Origin of the sequence: Paenibacillus allorhizosphaerae (genome assembly GCF_042659105.1) — a bacterium.
In the GTDB taxonomy this organism is placed as follows: Bacteria; Bacillota; Bacilli; order Paenibacillales; family NBRC-103111; genus Paenibacillus_G; species Paenibacillus_G allorhizosphaerae.
In genome coordinates this window covers 1,016,183-1,041,982 of the sequence record NZ_JBHSRV010000001.1, presented here as the reverse complement: position 1 = coordinate 1,041,982, position 25,800 = coordinate 1,016,183, and the positions used below count along the sequence as shown (strand labels likewise).

The window sequence follows — 25,800 nt, the reverse complement described above, 5'->3', positions numbered from 1 at the left end:
CCTAAGCGGAAAAGATTGTTTATTTAATAGAGGTGGGCTAAAGTGAAGCAAAGAGTCGTTATTACGGGGCTTGGCGTCATGTCTGCACTCGGACGCGACCATGAAACGTTCTGGGGCAGTTTGATGGAAGGCCGTTCCGGCGTCAGCCTGATCGAGTCCTTCGACGTCAGCGAATATCCTACCCGCATTGCTGCGGAAGTGAAAGATTTTAATCCTGAGGATTACTTCGATAAGAAGGAAGCCCGGCGGATGGACCGTTTCGTCCAATTTGCCGTCGCGTCAACCATCATGGCGCTGAAGGATGCCGGTTTGAATGTGAAAGAAGATACCGATCCCGAACGGGTAGGCGTCTATGTCGGTTCAGGCATCGGCGGCTTGTCGACATGGGAAGAACAGCATAAGATTTTGCTTGAAAAAGGGCCGAAACGCGTAAGCCCGTTTTTTATCCCGATGATGATCGCCAATATGGCCTCCGGGCAAATCTCCATGCTGACCGGCGCCAAAGGCCCCAACAGCACGGCGGTGACCGCTTGTGCGACCGGAACGCATTCCATCGGCGATGCCTTCAAGACGATTATGCACGGCGATGCCGACGTGATGATCTGCGGCGGCGCCGAAGCGACGATCTCACCGACAGGCGTAGCCGGTTTCTGCGCGCTTCGCGCGATGTCGACACGCAACGAGGAGCCGGAGAAAGCCAGCCGGCCGTTCGATACCGATCGCGACGGCTTTGTCATGGGCGAAGGTGCGGGCATCCTCATTTTGGAATCGCTTGAGCATGCACGGAAAAGGGGCGCCCGCATTTACGGCGAGGTGATCGGCTACGGGATGAGCGGGGATGCGCATCATATGACCGATCCCGATCCGGACGGCGCTGCGCGCTGTATGGTGAAAGCGGTAAAAGACGCAGGCATCGCCTTTGAAGACATCGACTACATCAATGCGCACGGCACGTCGACGCCGATCGGCGATAAATCGGAGACGACGGCGATCAAGAAGGCGTTCGGCGACCACGCTTACAAGCTGGCCGTTTCGTCGACAAAGTCGATGACAGGCCATCTGCTCGGTGCCGCAGGCGGCGTGGAAGCGCTGATCTGTGCGCTGGCATTGAAGAACGGCATTATCCCGCCGACGATCAATCTCGACAACCAGGATCCGGAGTGCGATTTGGATTACGTGCCGAATACGCCGCGACAAGCCGATCTTCGTATCGCCATGTCCAACTCCTTCGGTTTCGGCGGACATAACGCGACGATCATCATGAAGAAATTCGAGGAATAACGGGCTGGTCATACGTTTATACTAAAATATTGCTTGATTCATGGGGACCGAACTCCGTGAATCAAGCCAACCGCTTACATGTAGGTGATATGCATGCATCGTAACCTGAAGCAGCTTCAGACGGAGCTGCGCCTGCCGTTTCGCAACCCCGAACTGCTGCGACAGGCGTTTACACACTCCTCGTATGTGAATGAACACCGTATCGGTCAATACAGGGATAACGAACGATTGGAGTTTTTGGGCGACGCCGTTCTGGAATTGACGGTATCGGAATATTTGTTCGACAAATATCCCGATCGCTCCGAAGGCGAACTCACGAAGCTTCGGGCTTCCATCGTTTGCGAACCTTCGCTCGTCGGCTTCGCCGAGCAGCTCGACTTTGGATCATATGTGCTGCTCGGCAAAGGAGAAGAGCTGACCGGTGGGCGTACACGTCCTGCGCTGCTTGCGGATGTGTTTGAGTCGTTCGTCGGCGCACTATATTTGGATCAGGGGCTTGAAGTCGTACGCGAATTTTTGCGCAAGCACATGTTCCCGTTTTTGCCGCAGCAAGGAAAATTGCTGAGCACGGACTACAAAACGTTCCTGCAGGAGCACACCCAGCAGCAAGGAATGGGGCCGCTCGAATACAAAATCGTCGATGAACGGGGCCCGGCCCACGAACGCGAGTTTATCGCCGAAGTGTATGTTCACGAACGGCTGCTTGGACGGGGAACCGGACGCTCCAAGAAAGAGGCGGAGCAACAGGCCGCGGCCGAGGCGCTTTCCACACTGAAGATCAAGGTACAGCAGTTATAGCAGTCCAAGGTAGCAGCGGTGGCATCCGGGAAGCGGAGCTGCCGCTTTTTTTTACGGGACATCCTTGATCTACTAAACTTCATGGAATATGGTACAATAGCGATATGATCGGCAACTGGGAATACACGTCGTCGTGATAGCGTTTGAAACAAGCATGGACAACGGAAAGGGCGTTCCTTGTTATAACCGTTTCAATAGGTTTGGCAACTGATAGCGCAGCTACAAGTTATAACCGTTGCAATAGGCTTTGACAACATGATAACGCAGCTTCAACGTTATAACCGTTGTTGCAATAGGCTTTGACAACATGATAACGCAGCTTCAACGTTATAACCGTTGCAATAGGCTTTGACAACATGATAACGCAGCTTCAACGTTATAACCGTTGCAATAGGCTTTGACAACTGATAACGCAGCTTCAACGTTATAACAGTTGCAATAGGGGTGAGGCATTTGTTTTTGAAGCGTATCGAGCTGTCGGGATTCAAATCGTTTGCGGATAAAACCGAACTGGAGTTTGTCCAGGGCATTACGGCGGTTGTCGGCCCGAACGGCAGCGGCAAGAGCAACATCTCCGACGGCATTCGCTGGGTGCTTGGAGAGCAAAGCGCCCGGTCTTTGCGCGGGGGCAAAATGGAGGACATCATCTTCGCCGGCAGCGACGCCCGAAAGGCCGTCAATTATGGGGAAGTTTCTTTAACGCTGGATAACGCCAGTCAGTCACTGCCGCTCGATTATGCCGAAGTGACGGTAACCCGGCGGGTGCACCGCAGCGGCGAGAGCGAATATATGATTAACCGGCAAACGTGCCGGCTGAAAGATATAACCGAGCTGTTCATGGATACCGGAATCGGGAAAGAAGCGTATTCGATCATCGGCCAGGGCCGGATCGAGGAAATATTGAGCACCAAATCCGAGGAGCGGCGAGGTATTTTCGAAGAAGCTTCCGGCATCGTCAAATATAAGTCGCGGAAAAAAGAAACCGAGAAAAAGCTGCAGGAAACGGAGCAAAATTTGCTGCGTATTCACGATCTTGTTTCGGAGCTGGAAGATTCGCTCGAGCCGCTTCGCAATCAATCGGAGAAGGCGATCCGTTTCAAAGAGTTGAAAGAGCAGCTGAAATCGAGCGAAATCGCGATGTATGTTTATCAGATCGAGCAAATCTACGAATCGTGGGCGGAAACGAACCAGAAGCTGGAAAAGCTGCGCCATGAACAGCTTGAACTATCCGGTTTTGTAGCCCAGCACGATGCTCAGTTGGAGAAAGAGCGCTGGGAAACAAGGCAGCTCGAGCAAGTGATTGAGCAGTTGCAACAGGATTTGCTGCAGCTCAGCGAAGATTTTGAGAAATGCGAAGGCCAAGGCGAAGTACTAAAGGAACGCAAAAAAAACTTTGCCGCAAGCCGCAGCCAGCTTCAATCGACAGCTGCCCAACAGACGCAGCGTTTGCATGAAAAGGAAGCGGAGATGGCGGGGCACCGTCAAAAAATCGAAGCGATCACAGCGGAGCTCGCTACGCATCAAGCCAAACTGAAAGAAGAAGAGGACCGGCTGCTTGGCGTTGCCGGCGGCATCAGCAGCGAGGAAGAAGACCGACTCAAAGCCGAGCTGCTGGAGAAGCTGGGCGAACTGGCGAATGCCCGTAACGAAGCGCGTTACGCTCAGCAGCAGCTTGAAACGTTGAGCCGCCGGATGGAGCGGCTAGGCGACGAGCACCGCAAATGGCGGGAGCAGCAGGAGAGTATCGCAGATCGCAAGGCGAAGCTGGAGAAGCGGCTCGAGGAGGCTGTCAAAGCTATCGCCGATGTGCGCAACAAGTATTTGGACTTGAGCGTAGGACTGAAAGAGAAGCAGCGTCTTACGGAAGAAGCGCAGACGACCGTTCGCAAGTGGGAGCAGAAGCTGGACGCGATGGTATCGCGGCGCGATACGATGCGCGAGATGGCCAACGATTACGACGGCTTCATGCATGGCGTCAAGGAAGTGCTGAAAGCGAAAGATCGCGGTGATTTGCGCGGCATTCGCGGGGCGGTGGCCGAGCTTGTGAAAGTGCCGGCTCATGTTGAAGTCGCCATGGAAACCGCGCTCGGAGGCGCGCTTCAGCATATTGTCGTCGACAATGAGGCGTCCGGACGCGAGGCGATCGCCTTTCTGAAGCGTAGGCAGATGGGACGGGCGACATTCCTGCCGCTCGACGTGATACGCAGCCGTTCGATCCCGGAGAGTGAGCATCGCCTGGTTCAGGGGATGGAGGGCTTCGTCGGGATCGCGGCGGAACTGGTCGAATTTGACGATACTTACCGTCAAATCGTAGGCAGCTTGCTCGGCAATGTAATCATTGCCGACTCGCTGGAGGTCGCCAACCGCATCGCCGCGCGGGTGCAGTACCGGTATCGCGTCGTTACGCTGGAAGGCGACGTCGTCAATGCCGGCGGCTCGATGACCGGGGGGAGCCAGCAGAAAAAAACGACGAGCCTGCTGAGCCGTCAGCGGCAAATCGAAGAAATGGACAAGGAAATCGCCTTGTCCAAATCTCAACTTCGCGAGCTCGGGCAAAAAGCGGAGCTGCTGAAAAGCGAAATCGGCGAAGCCAATCGCGAGCTGGACGAGCTGCGGGCGGTGGGCGAAAGCAAGCGAATCGAGGAGCAGCAAATCCGCGCCTCGCTGGAACCGCTCGAAAACGAGGCGAAGCAGGTGATGGAGCAGCTCGCGCTGTACGGAGCTGACGGCGAATCGCTGTCGCAGGAGCAAAGCGCGCTTGCGGCAAGAGGCGCGGTGGCGGAAGAAGCGATCGCGCGGCTGCAGCGGAAGGAAGCGGAACTGCAGCAGGCAATCCGCGACGCGGAAGTGCGCCGCAAAGCTAGCGAGTTCGCCAAGGAGGAACTGCAGACGCAGCTCACCGACCTGAAAGTGAAGGTCGCTTCCCAGTCGTCGGAGCTGCAATCGCTGGAGGAGCAGGAGCGCCGCTTTAAGGCGGAGCAGGCGCTGCTTAAGGCGGAGCTTGAAGCGAACCGGAAAGCCGGGGGAGATCTTGAGCTCGAGATGGCAAATCATGAGCACGAGACGGTTCGGCAAATTGAGCTGCTTAACGATCTGAAGCTGCGGAAACAAACTTGCGCCGAACAGCTCGACATGAAGCGGGCGGAACGAGCCCGGCGAACCGCGCAGCTTGAGGCGGAGGAGAACAAAACCCGGGAACAGCGGACGCAGCTCAAGCAGGTGGAAGAGCAGCTGCATCAAACGGAGGTTCGCGTGAACCGGCTCGACGTCGAGCTGGAAAACTTGTTGAAAAAACTGTCCGAAGACTACGAACTGAGCTTCGAGCTTGCGAAGGTGCGCTACCCGGTTCCGGAAGACGTGCTTGGCACGCAGAACAAAGTGCGCGAGCTGAAACGGGAAATCGCCATACTGGGCGAGGTGAACTTGGGCGCGATCGAAGAATACCAGCGTGTAAACGAACGGTATTCGTTCCTCTCGGATCAGAAAAACGATCTGGTCGAAGCGAAGACGGCGCTGTATACCGTAATACGCGAAATGGACGACGAAATGTCCAAACGTTTCCGCAGCACGTTCGACGCGATCCGCGAGCATTTTGTCGTCGTATTCGCGAAACTGTTCGGAGGCGGACGTGCCGATCTGATATTGTCCGAGCCGGAGAATCTGCTCGATACGGGTATTGAGATCGTGGCGCAGCCCCCGGGTAAAAAGCTGCAAAATCTGCAGTTGCTTTCCGGCGGCGAGCGGGCGCTTACAGCCATTGCGCTGCTGTTCTCGATCATCCGCGTCAAGCCGGTACCGTTCTGCGTACTCGACGAGGTGGAAGCCGCGCTCGATGAAGCAAACGTGGCACGCTTTGCCGAATATTTGCGCGAATTTTCGCAGCAGACGCAGTTTATCGTCGTCACGCACCGCAAAGGCACGATGGAAGAAGCCGATGTGCTGTACGGCGTAACGATGGAGGAAGGCGGCGTATCCAAACTCGTCTCCGTCCGGCTTGAAGAGGACGAAGCGATTATGGAAGCCGGTTAACGGCAAACTCGGCGTTGCTCGAAGTTAGTTTGGCGTTGAAATAGAATTAAAGGTGGAGAATCCATGAGCTTTTTTAAAAAATTAAGAGAAAGTATTTCGGCGAAAACCGAAGCGGTGACGAACAAGTTCAAAGAAGGGCTTTCCAAAACGCGCGACGTGTTCGTTGAACGGATGGATGATTTATTCTCGACCCGCAAAAAAATCGACGAAGAATTTTACGAGGAATTGGAAGAAATCCTGATCGGCGCCGATGTCGGCGTAAACACCGTGATGAAGCTGATCGAAGATTTGCGCGGCGAGGTGAAGAAACGCAAAATCGAAAGCCCGAGCGAGCTGCAACCGATTTTGTCGGAAAGGCTGATTGCGCTGCTTAAGGGCGATGAGAATACAGGGCTGAAAATGGCGGATTCGGGTCTTACGGTCATTTTATTCGTCGGCGTCAACGGCGTCGGCAAGACGACGACGATCGGTAAGCTGGCGCACAAGCTCAAATCCGAAGGGAAAAAAGTGCTGTTGGCCGCAGGCGATACGTTCCGCGCGGGCGCTATCGAGCAGCTTGAAGAATGGGGTCGCCGCGCCGGTGTCGACGTGATCAAGCAGCAGGCCGGTTCCGACCCGGCAGCGGTTATGTTCGATGCGCTGCAGGCAGCCAAGTCGCGCGGCGTCGATGTGCTGCTGTGTGATACCGCAGGCCGCTTGCAAAACAAAGTGAACCTGATGGAAGAGCTGAATAAAATTTACCGCGTGATCCGGCGCGAAGTGCCGGAAGCGCCGCATGAGGTGCTGCTTGTCCTTGACGCGACGACAGGGCAAAACGCGCTGACCCAGGCAAAGCTGTTCGATGAAAAATCCGGTCTTACCGGTCTTGTGCTCACGAAGCTGGATGGAACGGCCAAAGGCGGGATTGTTGTGGCGATCCGCCAGGAACTGAAGCTTCCGGTCAAGTTTGTCGGGCTCGGAGAGAAGATGGACGACCTTCAGCAATTCGATTCGGATCAATTCGTGCACGCGCTCTTCAGCAAGTGGATTGGCACGGAAGCTGATACGGAACGCGTCGAGAGCTGATTATTGAATTTGTGGTACGATGTACGTCAAACCGGGGGCATAAGAGTCTGGAGCGATACGGTAATATGGTTCTCATGTTAAAGAAAAACCTTGGTCCGATCGCTTCTCATGTATCGGCACACACGTGTCAAATGCCTGACAAGGAGAAATGCTTGACATCGGTCCCGGATTTCAGTATTATAAGTTTTGTTGTTTCACTGTAAAGTGTTTTACCTTAACGGGGGTGAGGCACGGATGACGGAAGAAGAAGTTCTTCAGAAGACGAATCGGATTAACTTGCTGTTTGATTTTTATCAACAGCTTCTCACGGAGAAGCAGCAAATGTTTTTGAAACATTATTTTCACGACGATTACTCGCTTGGCGAAATAGCTTCCGAGTTTCAAATCAGCCGCCAGGCGGTATATGAACATATTAAACGGGCTGAATCCGTGCTCGATGATTACGAAGCCAAGCTTCGCCTGCTTGCCAAGCACGAAGAGCGGCAGGAGCTGCTTGGACAGCTCGAACGCATTGGAACGGAGCTTCCGCAAGGAAGCAGGACATCGTTCCGAGCGATTACGGATCGGTTATCCGAACTGGATTAAAACCCTATTTCTGCAAGAAAAGAGGTGACGACCCATGGCATTCGAAGGATTGGCGAGCCGGTTGCAGAACGTGTTCAGCAAGCTGCGGGGAAAAGGCAAACTTACGGAAGACGATGTCAGCGAAGCGCTGCGCGAAGTTAGACTGGCGCTTCTGGAAGCGGATGTAAACTTCAAGGTCGTCAAAGATTTCATTGCGAAGGTGAAGGAACGCGCCATCGGCCAGGATGTGCTGCAAAGTTTTACGCCGGCGATGGTCGTGATCGACATCGTGAACAAGGAATTGACGGAGCTGATGGGCGGGGCCCAAAGCAAACTGGCACGCGCGAACAAGCCGCCTACCGTCATTATGATGGCGGGACTGCAAGGAGCCGGCAAGACGACGATGACCGGCAAGCTCGGCAAGATGCTGCTCCAGCAAAATCATCGGCCGCTCTTCGCAGCGGCGGACATTTACCGTCCAGCTGCCATCAAACAATTGCAAGTGCTTGGCGAACAGCTCAAAGTTCCCGTGTTCTCGCTCGGCGATCAAGTGAGCCCGGTTGAGATTGCGAAGCAAGCGTTGCAGCATGCGAAAGACCACAATAACGATTACTTGATTATCGATACGGCGGGTCGTCTACATATCGATGAAAACTTGATGGACGAGCTGAAACAAATCGTCGAAACGGTTCATCCGGATGAGATTTTGCTTGTCGTCGACGCCATGACCGGTCAAGACGCCGTCAATGTGGCGGAGAGCTTCCACAAGCAGCTGGCGCTTACAGGCGTGGTGCTTTCCAAGATGGACGGCGATACGCGCGGCGGCGCGGCATTATCGGTTAAAGCGGTCACCGGCTGCCCGATCAAGTTCGTCGGGATGGGCGAGAAAATGGATGCGCTTGAACCGTTCCATCCGGAGCGGATGGCTTCGCGGATTCTCGGCATGGGCGACATGCTTACGTTGATCGAGAAAGCGCAGGCCAGCATCGACGCTGATAAGGCGAAAGAGATGGAGCGCAAGCTTCGGACCGCCGAGTTCACTTTTGACGACTTCCTCGAACAAATGGAGCAGGTGAAAAAGCTTGGTCCGCTCGATCAGCTGCTCGATATGCTGCCGGGTGCGGGGAAAATCAAAGGCATGAAAGACATGAAAGTCGACGACAGGCAGATGGCTCGCGTAGCCGCTATCGTCAAGTCGATGACGAAGGAAGAACGGCAAAATCCGGATATGCTTAGCCCTAGCCGGCGCAAGCGTTTGGCGGCAGGCAGCGGCAATTCGGTGCAGGACGTTAACCGCTTCATCAAGCAGTTCGAGGACATGCGCAAGATGATGAAGCAGTTCTCCGGCATGATGGGTCCGAAAGGCCAAAAGCAGATGAAAAACTTGAAAAAGCTCGGCCGGGGAATGAAGTTCCCGTTTTAGGCCGGTAAAGATTTTATTCTACTAGGGAGGTGATATTACATGGCAACTCGCATTCGTCTTAAGCGTATGGGCGCTCACAAAGCTCCTTTTTACCGTGTGGTGGTTTCGGATTCCCGTTCCCCGCGTGACGGCCGTTTCATCGAAGAGATCGGCACTTATAACCCGGTTGCTCAGCCAGCCGTTGTGAATATTGACGAGGAAAAAGCACTGAAATGGCTTCAAACCGGTGCTCAAGCTTCCGATACCGTTCGCAGTCTGTTCAGCAAAGCCGGCATCATGCAGAAGTTTCACGAATCTAAACTGCAGAAGTAAGGTTGGATAACGTCGCAACGGCTTCGGCAGGATTCGCCGATGTCCGTTGCCAACCTTGTTGCAACTGTTACTGCGAGCATAATCCAATATCAGTTGTCAACCGTGTTGCAACTGTTACTGCGAGTATAATCCAATGTCAGTTGTCAACCATTTTCGGAGGGTACGATGAAGGATCTTATAACCGTTATCGCCAAGGCGCTGGTGGATCATCCCGATGAAGTACGCGTGACTGCCAAAGAAGACGATCGCAGCATTACGTACGAGGTTTCCGTTCATCCCGAGGATATCGGCAAAGTGATCGGCAAGCAAGGACGTATTGCGAAGGCGCTCCGAACCGTAGTCGCATCCGCTGCAGTAAAGGAAACGAAACGCGTTTCCGTTGATATTTTATCGTGATTTTTGGAAAAGCTGAGAGTTAGGAGATGCTCCTAGCTCTTTTCGTTTAGTTTCAGTTCCGGAGGGTAACGCATGAGCGATCAATTGTTTACGGTAGGAAAAATCGTCAATACGCATGGGGTTCGCGGGGAACTCAAGATTGTTCCGCAAACCGATTTTCCGGAAGAACGGTTCTCCAAAGGCAGCAAGCTGGTGTTCTTCGATCCGGAGAAACAGACTACGATTCCGGTTGAGGTCGATACCGCCCGCATTCACAAAAATATGTTTATCGTCAAATTCCGGCAGTACTCGGATATTAATGAAGCGGAAAAGTATAAAGGCTGGCTGCTCAAAGTCGAAGAACAGTATTTATCGGATCTGGATGAGGACGAGTTTTACTATCATGAAATTATCGGTTGCGCTGTTGAGACGGAAGACGGCGAAGTACTCGGCACCATATCCGAAATATTGTCTCCCGGCGCGAACGATGTCTGGGTGATCGAGCGTCCGAAAGGAAAGCCGCTGCTGATTCCATACATAGATGACGTGGTGCTCAGCATCGACGTGGAGCAGCAAAAAGTAGTTGTCCGCCTGATGGAAGGCTTGCTTGACCTATGAGAATCGATGTGATGACGTTATTTCCCGAGATGTTTGAGGGCGTATTTTCTTCCAGCATTCTCGGCAAAGCGAAAGAGAAGCGCCTAGTAACGTTGAATACGGTCAATTTCCGGGATTATTCGAACAATAAGCACAACACGGTTGACGACTACCCTTATGGCGGGGGTGGCGGCATGGTGCTGAAACCGGAGCCGATTTTTTCCGCGGTAGAAGATGTAACGGCGGGGTTAGCGTACAAGCCGCGCATTATTTTGATGTGTCCGCAGGGCGAGACGTTTACGCAGAAAAAAGCGGAGGAGCTGTCCAGGGAGGACCATCTGATTTTTATTTGCGGCCATTACGAAGGCTATGATGAACGGATTCGCGAATATTTGGTGACGGACGAGCTGTCGATCGGCGACTACGTGCTCACCGGCGGGGAGCTCCCTGCGATGGTGGTCGTCGACAGCGTCGTCAGGCTGCTTCCCGGTGTATTGGGAAACGAAACGTCGGCTGTAACCGATTCTTTCAGTACAGGACTGCTGGAATACCCGCATTATACGCGTCCGCCGAAATTCCGCGATTGGGAAGTTCCCGAAGTGCTGATTTCCGGTCATCACGGCAATATCGAAGAGTGGCGTCGCCGTCAGTCGCTGCTGCGGACGTGGAAAAAGCGCCCCGATCTGCTCGATAATATAGAGCTGACGCCGAAAGAACGAAAGTGGCTTGAGGAGATCAAGCGGAACGAATCTTAGCTTCTATTTAAATTATGAAACTTTATGTAGGTATCAGTTGAGTTTCGTATCCAACTGTGATATGATATGTAGCGTTGTGGCATTTTCGCCACGGAAAACGGTGGTCCTCTGCACGTGACATCGATAGAACTACATCTCGTTGCAACAGCCGCGGCTTCGGTCGCAGTATGTTGACAACTCAGGGGCGGCAAGAACACCTGTGTGGAAGGAGGGAGTCATCCATGAATTTGATTCAGGAGATTACGAAGGAACAACTTCGCAGCGATATTCCAAACTTTCGTCCTGGCGACACTTTGAAAGTGTATGTTAAGGTTATCGAGGGTTCTCGCGAGCGGATCCAGCTGTTCGAAGGCGTTGTGATCAAACGCCGCGGCGGCGGAATCAGCGAAACGTTCACGGTAAGAAAAATTTCTTACGGTGTCGGCGTTGAAAGAACGTTCCCGATTCATACTCCGAAGATCGACAAGATTGAAGTGGCTCGCCGTGGTAAAGTCCGTCGCGCGAAGCTCTACTATCTGCGTGGTCTTCGCGGTAAAGCAGCTAGAATTCAAGAAATTCGATAAGACGAACAACGGGGGCTTGAGTACCAAGCTCCTTTTCGTTTTTTTAAACCACGATAACGAAAGGGCAGAAGCTGATGGAGCAAGATCAAACCGTAGAAAAAGCGAATCCTGTCAAAAACGAAGCATGGGAGTGGATCAAAGCGCTGCTCATTGCGGCGGCACTTGTGTTTTTTATACGCTGGCTCATTTTCGCCCCGTTCATTGTGGAAGGGCCTTCAATGGAGCCCAATTTTTACACGGGAGAGCGTCTGATCGTAAACAAATTCATATACCGATTCGGCGATCCGAAGCATGGTGAAGTCGTTGTATTCCATGCTACAAAAGATAAAGATTACATAAAACGCGTTATCGCGGTGCCTGGCGAAAAGGTACGCGTCGAAGGCGACAAATTATTCGTGAACGGACAGCAAGTCGACGAGACGTATCTTAAACCGGCGTTGGATGAAGCCGCAAAAAGAGGGATACCTTATAACAACAGAGATTTCTCGGAGCAAACAGTACCGGAAGGCAGCATCTTCGTGATGGGTGACAACCGATCGAACAGTTCGGACAGCCGGGATCCGTCTGTAGGCTTTGTTAAATATGATAAAATTGTCGGACGCGCCGATTTGATCTTCTGGCCGTTCGATAAAATCAGCCTCGTTCATTTCAAATAGACGGGCGGGCTGCATTGGGAAGCAGAGGTGACTTCGTTGACGATACAATGGTTTCCGGGTCACATGACACGGGCGCGGCGGCAAATTCAGGAGAAGCTCAAGCTGATCGATATGGCGATTGAACTGCTCGATGCGAGAATTCCTTTGTCAAGCCGCAATCCGATGATCGACGAAATATTGATGAACAAACCGAGGCTTGTGCTGCTGAACAAAAGCGACTTGGCCGATCCGGAAGCGACAAGAGCTTGGGTAGCTTATTTTGCCGAGCAGGGGCTGAAGGCGCTGCCGATCGATTCGGTAGCCGGCAACCCGGTGAAAGAAATTATGAACCGCAGCAAAGAGCTGATGACGGACAAGATTGAAGCGCAAATCCGCAAAGGGATAAATCCCCGCGCGATCCGCGCATTGATCGTAGGCATTCCGAATGTGGGGAAATCGACGCTCATCAATCGGATGGCGGGACGCAAAATCGCGGCAACGGGAGATAAGCCCGGCGTGACGAAAGGGCAGCAATGGATCAAGGTCGGCACGGAGATGGAATTGCTCGATACGCCAGGGATCTTATGGCCGAAGTTCGAAGATCAACAGGTCGGCTTGAGGCTTGCCGCTACGGGAGCGATCAAGGAAGAAATTTTGCATCCGGAGGAGATCGCCTTCTTCGCCGTACGGTATATGGCCATCCATTATGCGGATGCGCTGCGGGAACGGTACGGCGTAGAGGAATTGCCGCAAGATGTTGAAGACGCTAATGCAGTCGTCGAACTGATGGAAGCGATCGGGCGCAAGCGCGGCGCGATTGTAAGCGGAGGCCGCGTCGATCTGGAAAAAGCGTCATTGCTCATCCTGCGTGAATTGCGTGCCGGAAAGCTGGGCCGGATCAGTCTGGAGCTGCCGGAGTAAACAGAAAATCATATAGAATCCTTCTGCCTTCAGTTTATACTGAGGGCTGTTGTTTTGTTATGACGGTTATTATCGACAGCGAACATTAAAGAAATGGGGAGATCGCATTGAACAGACAGCGGATATTTACAGGTTCTCTGTGGGAGCCGGTTGTCGGATACTGCCGGGCAATTCGTATCGGGAATCGAATTGAAGTGGCCGGAACGACAGCAATGAAAGACGGCGAGGTAGTTGGCGTCGGGAACGCTTATGAGCAAACCAAATTTATTTTAGCGACGATCGAAAAGGCATTAAATGATCTCAATGCGACAATGTTGCATGTTGTGCGGACAAGAATGTTTGTTACCGATATATCGAAATGGGAGGAAATCGGTAAGGCGCACGGCGAATTTTTCAAACATATTCAGCCGGTTGCCACAATGGTCGAAGTCAAAGCGCTCATCGATCCGCGGTTATTAATTGAAGTCGAAGTAGAAGCGATCGTGGACTAACAAAAATGATAGAGTAGATAAGACACGTCGGTATAATTTTGCCGGGTTGTCTTTTGGGTTTATTTCTGTGTGGAAATGGTGGCAGTATACAGTCGGTTCAGAAACGCTTATTACGGATATGGGAAAAAAGGGATAGGCAAGCCCCCTGATGCGCGGTATAATGAGGTTCATGCGAACTTGATTATGCGGCGGTGATTCATGGTGCTGGAGTACGAACAAGATTTATGGCAGCAAGGCAAACAGTTTATCGCCGGCGTGGATGAGGTTGGACGAGGCTGTTTGTTCGGGGATGTGGTCGCAGCGGCGGTCATTTTGCCGAAAGGTCTTGTGCTGGAGGAAGTGAACGACTCTAAAAAGCTGAGCGAAAAGAAACGCGACGCTTTATACGAGGTCATCATGGCGGAAGCGTTGGCGATCGGTGTGGGCATAGTTGACGTTCGAACGATCGAACGGATCAACATAAAGCAAGCTGCGCGATTGGCCATGAAAATTGCGGTCGGCCGGCTCGACCCGGATCCCGATTTTTTGCTGGTCGATGCGGAGAAAGTGGACGCGGACATGGAACAACTGGCAGTCATTCATGGGGACGCACTCAGCCAATCAATCGCCGCAGCTTCGATTATTGCCAAAGTGACGCGCGACCGGATGTGCTTGCAGTGGGACCTGCAATATCCGGAATACGGCATTGCGATACATAAAGGATATGCGACAAAAATGCACAGGGAACGCATCGTGGAGTTCGGAGCTACGCCGATGCATCGCAAAACGTTTTTGCGGAATTTGGAAGTGGAGCAGCAGGTATTGTTTTAATCGAAGCGACTTCAAGGATGACTTTATGTTGCCGATATATATAATATCCGGAAAATGACCGGCAAGGATTTCGTACACAACGGAGCCTGGGCCGGTTTTTATCTTTAACGGTACGGGATGAAACGATTGATCGCAAGAAGAAGAAAGGAGGTCCGGCAAACATGAACATTAGCGGCTTGCTTCGCGGCGTGATAGGCGATATGAAGGCAGGCGCTCCCAAAACATTGGAGCTGAAAACGGGCGAGGTTGTCAAAGGCACGGTGATTCAATCGATTTCGGATCAAGAGGCGCTGGTGAACATCGGCGGCGTTCAAGTCCGCGCGCGGCTGGAAACGCCTTTGAAACAAGGAGAAGTGACGATGCTGCAAGTGCAGCCTGAATCGGATTCGGGCCAAGTGGTGCTAAAACCGCTGCATGCCTCCAATGTCCAGATCGCCGACGTTTCGCTCGGCGAAGTATTGAAAACCGTAGGACTTGGCGATTCTCCGGCAAATCGCCAGCTCGTGCAATTACTTCATCAGGCCGGCGTCCCGCTTACCAAAGATAACGTTCAAGCTTTTGCCGGGCTGGCCGCGCAGCTGCCTGCGACCGCATCTCTGGATGATTGGTTGCCATCAGCTGTCGTAGCGTTTCAGAAAGGGCTGCCGCTCACACCGGAGACGGTTGCATCCGTCAAACAAGCGGTGCAGGGACCTCCGCTGCATGAAACGCTGGCACAGCTTGCCGCGATCGCTGACCGGGAGTTGGACGGTTCGGCAGCGATGTCTCCGCATTCTAAGGAGCTGTTGAGAAGCGTTCGGCAGCTTGTGGATCAAGTGCGTCAAACGGCAGGACAGCTGTTAAAGACGGCGGTGCCGCAGCCGGAAGGAGTTGCAAGCGAAGCGGGAACGACTGCTGCAGGCGGTACGCGCGAAGTGCAGACAAGTGTAGCTGCATCCGCTGCATCGAATACGCAGGCGAGCAGTCAGGCAAGCAGCTTACCGTCGGCCGGCGTTCAGCCATCGGCGGCACAGCCGGGTACAGGCACGTTGCCAGCGGCTAGCGGGGGGACAACTGCTGACGTGGCTGCTGAAGAGCCACAGGCTGGTTCCACCGCAGGGGGCGCCGCCGCGCGCGGTGCAACTTCGCAAGGGGCGCCATTGCCCAGTGCTGGCATGGCGGGCGCGGTTGTAGCGCGGCCTTTGGCGGCTTCCGAAGCAGCGCATACCGCGCAAGCAGGCATACCCGCGGCATCGCTGTTGGACAGTGCAGCCGAAGCCGCACCGACAGTGGCTGGCGCTGGCGGCGTGAAGCCTGCGCCAGCTGGCGGCGGCGCCGCGCAGCAAGGCGCGGGTAGCGCCGGGGCAGTGCCGCAGCAGGGCGCTGCCCCGGCCGGGCAGGCGCCGGCGGCTGCGGCACATCTGAGCGCCGGTGCCGCAAGCGCAGCCGCCGGTGCGGCCGCGCAGGCCAGCGCTGGCGCCGCAGCGACGGCGCAGCCCGATGGCGCAGCGGCGCCAGTGCCGCCGGCAAGCGCCGACGGCGCGAGGCCCGCGCCCCAAGGCGCACCGGCCGCAGCGCAGACGGCTGCGCCAAGCGGCGGCGCTGTTGGAGCGCTGGATGCGCAGCCGACGCCGGGCGCGAGCAGCGCCGCAGCGGCGCAGGAGGCGGCCCCGGCCGCTGCGCGGGCCGGGCAGGCGCACGCGCCTGCGGCAATGCAGCAACCGCCGGCGACACAAGGCGCGGCATCCAAGAGCGGACAGACGCCCGCGCAGGATGAGCATCTGCTCAGCCGGTTGATGAAAGCGCTCGGCGTTGAGCATGAGCATCATTCGCTCAAACTGTTGGAGCATCGATCTGCGGAGCCGACCGTATTGATGGCTGCTGCCGGGGCCGATGCGATGAAAACGGCAGACACGCTCAAAAGCGTGCTGCTCCAGCTATCGCAAGCAAGTGATATCCCAGCGAACGTGAAAGAGGCGGCGCAGCAGGCCGTGCAACAAATTACGGGGCAGCAGTTGCTTTTAACACAAGACCGGACCGCGCTATTTTCCCATATGACGCTGTTTGTTCCGATCATCGCCTCGAACGGGGAACAGACGGCCGCTGTCCACATTCAATCCCGTAAAGGGAAAAACGGCCGTCTTGACGCAAGCAACTGCCGCCTTGTATTCGACCTGCAAATGAAAGCGCTAGGGGATACGATGATCGATGTGCAAGTCGTGAACCGGATTGTCAGTTTGCATATACATAACAATTTACCGTTTGTGCAGGAACTTCTTGAAACGAATAAAGAAGAGATTGCGAAAGGCCTCGCTTCGGTCGGCTATCAGTTCATCTCTATGAAATATAGCCCGTATCCGGAAAAAAGAGCCGCCGGTTCAGAGAGTAACTCCACACCGACTAGCGCAGCGGATACCAGATCGGCGCAGCTCGCATCGGTCTACGGGCAAAAACCGTATAAAAGCGTGGATATCCGCTTATGAATCAGAAGAGGAACGAGCAACCATACGGATTGAAAAAAGCGGTTGCGCTCAAATACGCTCCGGATTTATCCTCGGCTCCAAAAGTGGTAGCCAAAGGGAAAGGGCGTATGGCGGAAGCCATCATGGATAAAGCGAAAGAAAACGGAGTCCCGGTCCAGGAAGATCCCTCGCTTGTCGAGGTGCTGTCGAAGCTTGATTTGGACCAGGAAATACCGGCCGAGCTGTATCAACTCGTTGCCGAAGTGCTGACGTTTATTTACCGGTCGGATCAACGGGCAGGACGGTGGGAACCCAAATCATGAGCGAGCATTTGACTAAGAAACAATTAGGCGCACTGGGAGAGTCGTCTGCAGCCAATTACTTGCAGCAACACGGGCTCAAAGTGCTCGAACGAAACTGGCGTTGCCGGTCCGGTGAAATCGATCTCGTTGCGGCGGACGGCGAGTTGCTGGTTTTCGTCGAAGTACGTACGCGCAGCTCGTCAGGGTTTGGGACGCCGGCCGAATCTATCGATTTTCGAAAACAGCGGCAAGTGATTGAAACGGCCCAAGTGTACCTCATGCACAAAAAGGAGTACGAGCGTCAAATCAGGTTTGACGTCGTCTCCGTGATGGCGGATCCAATGGGAAATGTCCGATCTATCGAGCATATCCGCGGCGCCTTCTAGCAAGATGGCTGCTGCGGATTCATTTTTTTATCGAGCGTTCTATACTGCAGTGCTTCGGCGATATGTTCTTTTTGCACATCCTGCTGCATATCCAGATCGGCAATGGTTCGGGCGATTTTCAAAATCCGGTCATGCGCTCTGACGCTGAGACCCAAACGTTCAAACGCCATTTCAAGCAGCTCAGCCGATGGTTTGTCCAAACGTACATGTTCGCGCAGCAGCCTGCCGCTTAGTTCGCTGTTAAATGTAATCCCGAAACGGGCATAGCGTTCGATTTGAATACGATGTGCCTGTTCGACACGGCTGCGCATTTCAGCGGATGACGTCTGCTGCTGCGTTGAATCGAGCTGTCTGTACTCGATTCTCGGAACCTCGACATGCAGATCGATGCGATCCAGAAGCGGGCCGGAAATTTTGGAGCGGTATGCAGCTACTTTCAACGGACTGCACACACAGCTTTGACGATCCGTTTCGTTCCCCCAAAAACCGCAAGGGCAAGGATTCATCGAAGACGCAAGCAGAAAGTGCGACGGGAACGTATAAACGGCACGGGCTCTCCCGATCGTCACGGCGCGGTCTTCCATTGGCTGACGAAGCACTTCTAGGGCAAGCCTCGAAAATTCCGGCAGCTCATCCAGAAACAGCACGCCCCGATGTGCCAGACTTGCTTCTCCCGGTTTCGGTATGGTGCCGCCCCCGATCAGACCGGCGGCGGAAATCGTATGATGCGGCATGCGAAAAGGACGCTCGCGAACCAATGTCCGGCGATCGGCGAATTTTCCGGATGCGCTGTATATTTTCGTCACATCGAGCGACTCCTGCTCGGACATCGGGGGCATAATCGTAGGAAGCCGTTTGGCGAGCATCGTTTTTCCGGTGCCGGGAGGACCGATCAGCAAAATATTGTGCATGCCGGCTGCGCTGATCGTTAGCGCTCTTTTCACATGCTGCTGTCCGTTGACATCGGAGTAATCAGGCAGCGAGGCACTCGGTAACGCGTTAGTCGAGATGGCTGGAGGAGAAGCGTAAAAATGATCGGATTCATGCGTTCCGATGGTCTCGTTACCGCCGTTATTGGATAGCTGGCTTAAGTGCGACAAGGGGCGCATCTCAAAACCTTGAATCCATGAAGCTTCCTCCGCGTTCATTAGCGGGACGACCGCCTTGCCGATCCCGTACTCGCGGGCGGAAGACAGCATCGAAAGCACGCCTGGAACCGGCCTGACGGAACCGTCCAAAGAAAGCTCTCCGATGATGAGCGTATCCTTGTAGTGCTCTGACTTGAGCTGCCCGCTTGTGGCAAGGATGGCGATAACAATGGCAAGATCGAACGCGGACCCTTCTTTGCGGACGTCAGCCGGCGCGAGATTGATCGTAATCCGCTGCAGCGGAAACGTAAAGCCCGAATTTTTGATTGCCGCTCGTACCCGCTCCATCGATTCTTTAATTGCGCTATCCGGCAGCCCGACGATTTGACTTTGCGGTAATCCGTTGCTTAAATCGACCTCTACCTCTACCATTTTACCTTCCACACCGTGCAAACACGCGCTAATGACTTTTCCGTACATAGAAATACACACCTTCCCCATTATGAATGACATGGCAAAAGGTGCTTCCTTATCCGCCCGATCTGTTTCTTCTATATTAATATGTTTGCCCGGTGCGTGCAACTTTGCCTGTATTCCAATTAAAATGGACGGCACGGTTAAAAGCGGAGAAAACGGGCGAAAATGTATACTGAGGTGATAACTACATGCAGGATAAACCGTATTTTTGTCCGAACTGCCGTTCCAACCGGGTAAAATTCAGCATTATCTCGAACTATGCGCAGCGATTTATGAAGGATGCCGTTACAGGAGTCGTACAAGATTTCAGTGAGCCTGAACAGCTTGATTCGAGTGAGCCGACAATCCAATGCCTCGTTTGCAGTTTTACCGGCAATGAGATGCGTTTCGTTAAACAAGCCGAACGGGAGCCGCGGCCGGGAGCGCCTATCAATCCGAATTATATGTAAAGGATCTGTCTATCTTTTAAAAGCGCATTTTTCCGAACATGGGAAGATGCGCTTTTGTTATGTTTGTAGAGCCGACTGCACAACAAATAATATAATAACAATTGGGCATGTTATGATCTGGCAGGATCGGAGAAAAACTTATCCTTTGTTAACAAATCCGATTCGAGGCAATTTGACGAGGATCGACCGCGTTTTAGTGGAAAATTTTGTTGAAACTTAGCGATCGGTTAATTGGAGAATAACCTTTCCTTTGCTAAGTTATAAAAAAAATCAATTGAAAAAGAGGGTATTTAACACAAAATATAAGGAAACCGTCGAAAAAAAGTGGTACAATAATTAAAGTTTGTGTTTCAAGGACAAGCAGGCGTCCGTGTTCACAATCTTCGTTAGCTTTCGATGCTCCGTTCGCGGACCAATCGAATCCATATAGTAAGCCATTCTGATAGGAGGATTTTGCTAAATGAATATCCATGAGTATCAAGGCAAAGCAGTGCTGAAGCAGTACGGGGTTGCCGTACCGGAAGGAAAGGTTGCTTTCACAGTTGATGAAGCGGTGGAAGCGGCGAAATCGCTGGGTACTCCGGTTGTCGTCGTAAAAGCGCAAATTCATGCGGGTGGTCGCGGTAAAGCGGGCGGCGTTAAAGTAGCGAAAAACCTCGACGAAGTTCGTACATATGCTTCCCAAATCTTGGGTAAAGTCCTCGTTACGCACCAAACCGGACCCGAAGGTAAAGAAGTAAAGCGTCTGTTGATCGAACAGGGCTGCGATATTAAGAAAGAATATTATGTGGGCGTTGTCGTTGACCGCGGCACCGGTCGCGTCGTTATGATGGCATCGGAAGAAGGCGGTACGGAAATTGAAGAAGTGGCCGCTCATACGCCTGAGAAAATTTTCAAAGAAGTAATCGATCCTGCCGTTGGCCTGCAAGCTTTCCAAGCCCGGAAACTGGCTTATGCGATCAACATCCCGAGAGAGCTTGTGAATAAAGCGGTAAAATTCATGCTGGCTCTATACGCGGCATTTGTGGAAAAAGATTGCTCGATTGCCGAAATCAACCCGCTCGTGGTAACGGGTGACGGCAACGTTATGGCTTTGGATGCGAAATTGAATTTCGATTCGAACGCCTTGTTCCGTCATAAAGACATTCAAGAGCTTCGCGACCTGGATGAAGAAGACGAGAAGGAAATTCAAGCTTCCAAATACGATTTGAGCTATATTGCGCTTGACGGCAACATCGGCTGCATGGTTAATGGTGCAGGTCTTGCTATGGCTACGATGGATATCATCAAATATTACGGCGGCGACCCGGCCAACTTCCTTGATGTAGGGGGCGGCGCTACGAAAGAGAAAGTAACCGAAGCTTTCAAAATTATTCTTTCCGACGAGAGCGTTAAAGGTATCTTCGTCAACATTTTCGGCGGCATCATGAAATGCGACGTTATCGCCGATGGCGTAGTGGCAGCAGCAAGAGAGCTTGGCTTGTCCCGTCCGCTCGTTGTGCGTCTGGAAGGTACGAACGTGGAACTTGGCAAAAAGATTTTGAACGAATCGGGTCTTAATATCGTTGCAGCCGATTCGATGGCTGACGGCGCGCAAAAAATCGTTTCTCTCGTGAAGTAATTTCCGCATTCCCTGTGCAAGGGAACGTTATTAATTATATCGTCTAAAAATTCTAGGGATGTGAACAATGAAATGAGTATTTTGATCGATAAAAATACAAAAGTCATCACACAAAACATGACCGGTACAACAGGGATGTTCCACACCAAAGGCGGTCTGGAATACGGTACGCAAATGGTAGCCGGCGCCGTTCCCGGCAAAGGCGGCATGAATGTAGATTTCGCGCTGGAAGACGGTTCGACTGTAACGCTTCCCGTGTACGACACCGTACTCGAAGCGAAAAATGCAACGGGCGCTACAGCTTCCGTTATTTACGTTCCTCCGGCTTTTGCCGCAGACGCCATCATGGAAGCGGTGGATGCTGAACTGGATCTCGTCATTTGCATTACGGAAGGCATTCCGGTGCTTGATATGGTTAAAGTTGCCCGTTACATGGAAGGTAAGAAAACCCGCCTCATCGGGCCAAACTGCCCGGGCGTCATCACTCCGGGTGAAATCAAAATCGGTATTATGCCAGGTTACATCCATACGCCGGGTCACGTAGGCGTTGTATCCCGTAGCGGAACGCTCACATACGAAGCGGTACATCAGCTGACTACGCGCGGCATTGGCCAATCCACAGCCGTAGGTATCGGCGGAGACCCTGTCAAAGGCTCCGAGTTTATCGATATTTTGAAGCTGTATAACGAAGACCCGGACACGTATGCGGTGATCATGATCGGCGAGATCGGCGGTACGGCAGAAGAAGAAGCGGCAGAATGGATCGCGGCGAACATGAAGAAGCCGGTTGTCGGCTTTATCGGCGGGCAAACGGCGCCTCCGGGAAAACGGATGGGCCATGCCGGCGCCATTATTTCCGGAGGTAAAGGAACTGCGGCAGAAAAAGTAGCGACGATGGAACGCTGCGGCATCAAAGTAGCTCCGACACCTTCCGAAATGGGTTCCACGCTTGTGAGCGTGCTCGAAGAAAAAGGTCTTCTCGACAAATGCATCACAAAGAAATAATCATTTGCGTGATATAGCTTGAGATAGGCAAGAAGCCTCTCATTTCCGTTGAATTCAACGGCGGTGGGGGGCTTTTTCTTTTGCTTGCAAAATGACTGCGATTCCCAAAAGTTGTTTCTTAATAAAGGAGTGTAATATACTATATGAACAACCGCGATCTGTTGTTTGCTTTGCATCATATGGCTGGCATTGGATTTAAGACGATTTCCCGTCTTACCGAAACGTTTACACATTTGACGGATATGCTCGCTTTTACGAAAGACGATTGGATCGGCTTCGGCTTGCCGGCTTCCAAAGCGGAGCAGCTTTGCAAAGGGTTGGACGCGCTCGAGCCGCAGGGGCTGGAGGCGAAATGGAAGCAGTATGCGGATCGGGGGATCGGGTGGATCACGGTTTGGGATGAATCATATCCGCATCTTTTGAAAGAAACGGCCGGACCGCCGTGGATTTTGTATTATATCGGCGATATTGCGCTTGCATCGAACCCTTGTATCGGGATGGTCGGCACGCGCACGCCTACTGCATACGGACGGACGGCGGCAGAACGGCTTGCTCAATCGCTGTCTGCAAATGGACTATGTGTCGTCAGCGGCTTGGCCCGTGGAATCGACAGCGCGGCTCATGAAGGCGCTCTTCGTGAAGCCGGAAGCACGATTGCCGTACTCGGCTGCGCGATTAACGAGGTGTATCCGCCGGAGAACAAGGCGCTGTACCGTCAGATTGGTTCGAAAGGGCTGCTGCTATCGGAATATCCGATCGGCACCAAGTCGCATCCCGGCTTGTTTCCTCAGCGCAACCGCATCATTGCCGGGCTCAGCCTTGGCATCGTCGTCGTTGAAGCTGCTGAGAAGAGCGGTTCGCTGATTACAGCCGATATGGCGCTCGATGAGTCGAGAGACGTGTTCGCGGTGCCCGGACCGATCACATCGCCCAAAAGTCAAGGAACGCTAACCCTTTTGAAGCAGGGAGCAAAGCTTGTTACCGGGGCCCAAGATATCATAGAGGAGTACGCCAACCGGATATGTTTGGAACAATCGGCATACATTAATCATACAACCGAAACGGTCGCTCCCGTAGGCGCAGACGAACAAAAAGTACTGGATTTGCTAACTCATAAGCCCATGGGCGTCGACGAACTCTTGACCCAAAGTCAATTTACGTTTGGACATTTGCATTCAGTTCTGATAAATTTACTATTGACGCGGAGAGTCGTCGAACTGCCAGGTTCAGTCTATACGGTAATTTGATATATATAATCATCAATCGGAGGGGGAAGCACAGTTATGGCGGATTCGTTAGTCATTGTGGAGTCACCCGCAAAAGCGAAAACGATCAGCAAATATTTGGGCAGCAAATATATTGTCAAAGCTTCGATGGGTCATATCCGGGATCTGCCGAAAAGCCAGATTGGCGTGGAGGTAAAGAAAAACTTTGAACCCAAATATATTACGATTCGCGGTAAAGGATCGATTCTCAAAGAATTAAAGGACGCCAGCAAGCGCGTCAAAAAAATATATTTGGCGGCTGACCCTGATCGCGAAGGGGAAGCGATTGCATGGCATTTGGCGCATTATTTGGAGCTGTCCGATCAGGAGGCCTGCCGAGTCGTATTTAATGAGATTACGAAGCAAGCGGTGAAGGATGCATTCAAGACGCCGCGCAAAATTAATCAGGATCTTGTAAACGCTCAGCAAGCCCGCCGTATTCTAGACAGGCTTGTAGGCTACAAAATCAGCCCTCTGCTTTGGAAAAAGGTGAAAAAAGGGCTGTCCGCGGGTCGCGTGCAGTCAGTCGCCGTGAAGCTCGTTTACGACCGCGAAAATGAGATAAAAGCGTTTGAGCCGGAAGAATATTGGACGATAACGGCGAAGCTGGCCGTGGGAAGCTCGGAGTTTGAAGCCCGATTTTACAGCATCGACGGCAATAAGAAGGAGCTTCACAACGAGGCGGAAGTGAAAGAAGTATTGGCCGCTCTGCAAAAGGCCGACTTTATCGTAAGTGAAGTCAAGGAGAAGGAAAGACAGCGCAATCCGTCTCCGCCGTTCATTACGAGCTCCTTACAGCAGGAAGCGGCACGCAAATTAAACTTTCGTGCGGCAAAAACGATGTCCGTAGCGCAGCAATTATATGAAGGAATCGATTTGGGCAGCGAGGGGACGGTCGGTTTAATTACGTACATGCGTACCGATTCGACCCGTATTTCGCCGGTCGCCCAGGAAGAAACCAAAGAGTATATATTGCAAAAATACGGAGCCGAATTTTATCCGGAAACGCCGCGGAACTATATCAAGAAAAACGCAAACGCACAGGACGCGCACGAAGCGATTCGCCCGAGCTCCGTTCTCCGCGAGCCGGAACAAATCAAATCGTACTTGAGCCGCGATCAATACAGGCTCTATAAATTGATATGGGAACGGTTCGTATCGAGTCAGATGGCTTCGGCGGTACTGGATACGATGACCGTCGATCTGTCGGCTGGGCAAACGGTGTTCCGTGCGGTAGGCTCGAAAATTAAATTTCACGGCTTTATGAAAGTGTATGTGGAAGGCACGGACGATGCCGCTCCGGACGCCGGCGACGAGGAGAAGCTGCTGCCGCCGCTCAAGCAAGGCGACCAAGCGGTGAAGAAACAAATTGATCCGAAGCAGCACTTTACACAGCCACCCCCTCGTTATACCGAAGCGCGTCTGGTCAAAGCGCTGGAGGAGATGGGAATCGGGCGGCCAAGTACGTACGCGCCAACGCTAGAGACGATTCAAAAGCGCGGTTACGTCGCGATCGAAGAGAAGAAGTTCGTACCGACCGAACTTGGCGAGCTGGTCATCGAGCTGATGATCGAGTTTTTTCCGGAAATATTGGACGTGGAATTTACCGCCCAGATGGAAGAAGGGCTTGATCACATCGAAGAAGGCAAGGAAGACTGGGTTCACGTGTTAAGCGATTTTTACGAATCGTTCGAAAAGCGTCTTGAAGTCGCCGAAGAAGAAATGGAAAAGGTTGAAATTCAGGACGAAGTTTCTGACGAAATATGCGAGAAATGCGGGCGCCATTTCGTATTTAAAATGGGCCGCTTCGGCAAATTTTTGGCCTGTTCGGGATTCCCCGAATGCCGAAATACGAAGCCGATCGTCAAAAATACGGGCGTCACTTGTCCTTCCTGCAAGCAAGGGAAAATTATCGAGCGCCGCAGCAAAAAGGGTCGAATTTTTTACGGATGCGATCGGTATCCGGAGTGCGAATTCGTTTCCTGGGATAAGCCGGTGGAACAGCCTTGTCCCAACTGCGGCTCGATGATGATCGAGAAGCGCAACAAGTCCGGGACATTCGTCCAGTGCGTTCAATGCGATTTTAAAGAAGAAGCCAAGGATGAATCGGATGCCTTGGAGGATTAAAGCTTGCAAGCGAGAAATCG

At 52.8% G+C, this 25,800-nt stretch carries 24 protein-coding genes; 23 read left to right on the top strand and 1 reads right to left on the bottom strand.

The annotated features are described in order from the left end of the window. Positions 1-42: 42 nt before the first annotated feature. The 18 genes from fabF to ACFQI7_RS04425 all read left to right on the top strand — a co-directional run bounded on the left by fabF (position 43) and on the right by ACFQI7_RS04425 (position 17,748). A complete protein-coding gene (gene fabF / locus ACFQI7_RS04510; RefSeq protein ID WP_218097277.1) occupies positions 43-1,281 on the top strand; it encodes a beta-ketoacyl-ACP synthase II in 1,239 nt (412 codons plus the stop codon). 93 nt (positions 1,282-1,374) lie between these two features. Next, positions 1,375-2,079 carry a ribonuclease III gene (gene rnc / locus ACFQI7_RS04505; protein WP_218097278.1) on the top strand — a complete coding sequence of 235 codons (705 nt, stop codon included), beginning with the start codon at positions 1,375-1,377 and terminating at the stop codon, positions 2,077-2,079. A 453-nt stretch (positions 2,080-2,532) separates the two neighbouring features. Further along, complete coding sequence (smc, locus tag ACFQI7_RS04500) at positions 2,533-6,108, top strand: chromosome segregation protein SMC (RefSeq protein ID WP_218097279.1); 3,576 nt, start codon at positions 2,533-2,535, stop codon at positions 6,106-6,108. A gap of 63 nt (positions 6,109-6,171) precedes the next feature. Beyond that, complete coding sequence (gene ftsY, locus ACFQI7_RS04495) at positions 6,172-7,173, top strand: signal recognition particle-docking protein FtsY (RefSeq protein ID WP_218097280.1); 1,002 nt, start codon at positions 6,172-6,174, stop codon at positions 7,171-7,173. A 234-nt stretch (positions 7,174-7,407) separates the two neighbouring features. Then, entirely contained in the window at positions 7,408-7,758 is a 351-nt protein-coding gene (locus ACFQI7_RS04490; RefSeq protein WP_218097281.1) for a putative DNA-binding protein, read from the top strand. A gap of 34 nt (positions 7,759-7,792) precedes the next feature. After that, entirely contained in the window at positions 7,793-9,160 is a 1,368-nt protein-coding gene (gene ffh / locus ACFQI7_RS04485; RefSeq protein ID WP_218097282.1) for a signal recognition particle protein, read from the top strand. Positions 9,161-9,199: 39 nt separating this feature from the next. Beyond that, entirely contained in the window at positions 9,200-9,472 is a 273-nt protein-coding gene (gene rpsP, locus ACFQI7_RS04480; protein ID WP_218097283.1) for a 30S ribosomal protein S16, read from the top strand. Positions 9,473-9,637: 165 nt separating this feature from the next. Beyond that, the gene (locus ACFQI7_RS04475; RefSeq protein ID WP_218097284.1) at positions 9,638-9,868 is read left to right on the top strand and encodes a KH domain-containing protein; all 231 of its coding nucleotides are present in this window, start codon (positions 9,638-9,640) and stop codon (positions 9,866-9,868) included. 72 nt (positions 9,869-9,940) lie between these two features. Next, positions 9,941-10,465, top strand: a complete 525-nt coding sequence (gene rimM, locus ACFQI7_RS04470; RefSeq protein ID WP_218097285.1) for a ribosome maturation factor RimM — start codon at positions 9,941-9,943, stop codon at positions 10,463-10,465. Beyond that, positions 10,462-11,199, top strand: coding sequence for a tRNA (guanosine(37)-N1)-methyltransferase TrmD (gene trmD, locus ACFQI7_RS04465; RefSeq protein WP_218097286.1), 738 nt, complete (start codon positions 10,462-10,464; stop codon positions 11,197-11,199). Before rimM ends, trmD begins: the two co-directional genes overlap by 4 nt. A 221-nt stretch (positions 11,200-11,420) precedes the next feature. Continuing rightward, positions 11,421-11,762, top strand: a complete 342-nt coding sequence (rplS, locus tag ACFQI7_RS04460) for a 50S ribosomal protein L19 (protein ID WP_054800300.1) — start codon at positions 11,421-11,423, stop codon at positions 11,760-11,762. Positions 11,763-11,836: 74 nt separating this feature from the next. Further along, complete coding sequence (gene lepB, locus ACFQI7_RS04455) at positions 11,837-12,418, top strand: signal peptidase I (protein ID WP_218097287.1); 582 nt, start codon at positions 11,837-11,839, stop codon at positions 12,416-12,418. Between the two features lie 36 nt (positions 12,419-12,454). Beyond that, positions 12,455-13,318 carry a ribosome biogenesis GTPase YlqF gene (ylqF, locus tag ACFQI7_RS04450; protein WP_218097288.1) on the top strand — a complete coding sequence of 288 codons (864 nt, stop codon included), beginning with the start codon at positions 12,455-12,457 and terminating at the stop codon, positions 13,316-13,318. Positions 13,319-13,425: 107 nt separating this feature from the next. Continuing rightward, entirely contained in the window at positions 13,426-13,809 is a 384-nt protein-coding gene (locus ACFQI7_RS04445; protein ID WP_218097289.1) for a RidA family protein, read from the top strand. Positions 13,810-14,010: 201 nt separating this feature from the next. After that, positions 14,011-14,619 (top strand): ribonuclease HII, encoded by a 609-nt coding sequence (locus tag ACFQI7_RS04440; protein WP_218097520.1) that lies wholly within the window; start codon positions 14,011-14,013, stop codon positions 14,617-14,619. A 161-nt stretch (positions 14,620-14,780) separates the two neighbouring features. Then, positions 14,781-17,081, top strand: a complete 2,301-nt coding sequence (locus ACFQI7_RS04435; protein WP_218097290.1) for a hypothetical protein — start codon at positions 14,781-14,783, stop codon at positions 17,079-17,081. Beyond that, the gene (locus tag ACFQI7_RS04430) at positions 17,078-17,383 is read left to right on the top strand and encodes an EscU/YscU/HrcU family type III secretion system export apparatus switch protein (RefSeq protein ID WP_218097291.1); all 306 of its coding nucleotides are present in this window, start codon (positions 17,078-17,080) and stop codon (positions 17,381-17,383) included. The genes ACFQI7_RS04435 and ACFQI7_RS04430 overlap by 4 nt, the downstream gene beginning before the upstream one ends. Continuing rightward, positions 17,380-17,748 carry a YraN family protein gene (locus tag ACFQI7_RS04425; protein WP_218097292.1) on the top strand — a complete coding sequence of 123 codons (369 nt, stop codon included), beginning with the start codon at positions 17,380-17,382 and terminating at the stop codon, positions 17,746-17,748. The genes ACFQI7_RS04430 and ACFQI7_RS04425 overlap by 4 nt, the downstream gene beginning before the upstream one ends. On the opposite strand, the gene ACFQI7_RS04420 is transcribed toward ACFQI7_RS04425, so the two are convergent. Continuing rightward, positions 17,745-19,316 (bottom strand): YifB family Mg chelatase-like AAA ATPase, encoded by a 1,572-nt coding sequence (locus ACFQI7_RS04420; protein ID WP_218097293.1) that lies wholly within the window; start codon positions 19,314-19,316, stop codon positions 17,745-17,747. The two genes, ACFQI7_RS04425 and ACFQI7_RS04420, sit on opposite strands and share 4 nt — an antisense overlap. A 185-nt stretch (positions 19,317-19,501) precedes the next feature. On the opposite strand from ACFQI7_RS04420, the gene ACFQI7_RS04415 reads away from it, so the two are divergent. The 5 genes from ACFQI7_RS04415 (at position 19,502) to topA (ending at position 25,780) form a co-directional block, all read left to right on the top strand. Next, the gene (locus tag ACFQI7_RS04415; RefSeq protein ID WP_218097294.1) at positions 19,502-19,762 is read left to right on the top strand and encodes a hypothetical protein; all 261 of its coding nucleotides are present in this window, start codon (positions 19,502-19,504) and stop codon (positions 19,760-19,762) included. 460 nt (positions 19,763-20,222) lie between these two features. Further along, complete coding sequence (gene sucC / locus ACFQI7_RS04410; RefSeq protein ID WP_218097295.1) at positions 20,223-21,383, top strand: ADP-forming succinate--CoA ligase subunit beta; 1,161 nt, start codon at positions 20,223-20,225, stop codon at positions 21,381-21,383. Between the two features lie 72 nt (positions 21,384-21,455). Continuing rightward, positions 21,456-22,388: a succinate--CoA ligase subunit alpha gene (sucD, locus tag ACFQI7_RS04405; protein WP_218097296.1), complete on the top strand. Its 933-nt coding sequence runs from the start codon at positions 21,456-21,458 to the stop codon at positions 22,386-22,388. Positions 22,389-22,531: 143 nt separating this feature from the next. Beyond that, entirely contained in the window at positions 22,532-23,635 is a 1,104-nt protein-coding gene (gene dprA / locus ACFQI7_RS04400) for a DNA-processing protein DprA (protein ID WP_218097297.1), read from the top strand. Positions 23,636-23,671: 36 nt separating this feature from the next. Then, positions 23,672-25,780 (top strand): type I DNA topoisomerase, encoded by a 2,109-nt coding sequence (topA, locus tag ACFQI7_RS04395; RefSeq protein WP_218097298.1) that lies wholly within the window; start codon positions 23,672-23,674, stop codon positions 25,778-25,780. Positions 25,781-25,800 lie beyond the last annotated feature (20 nt).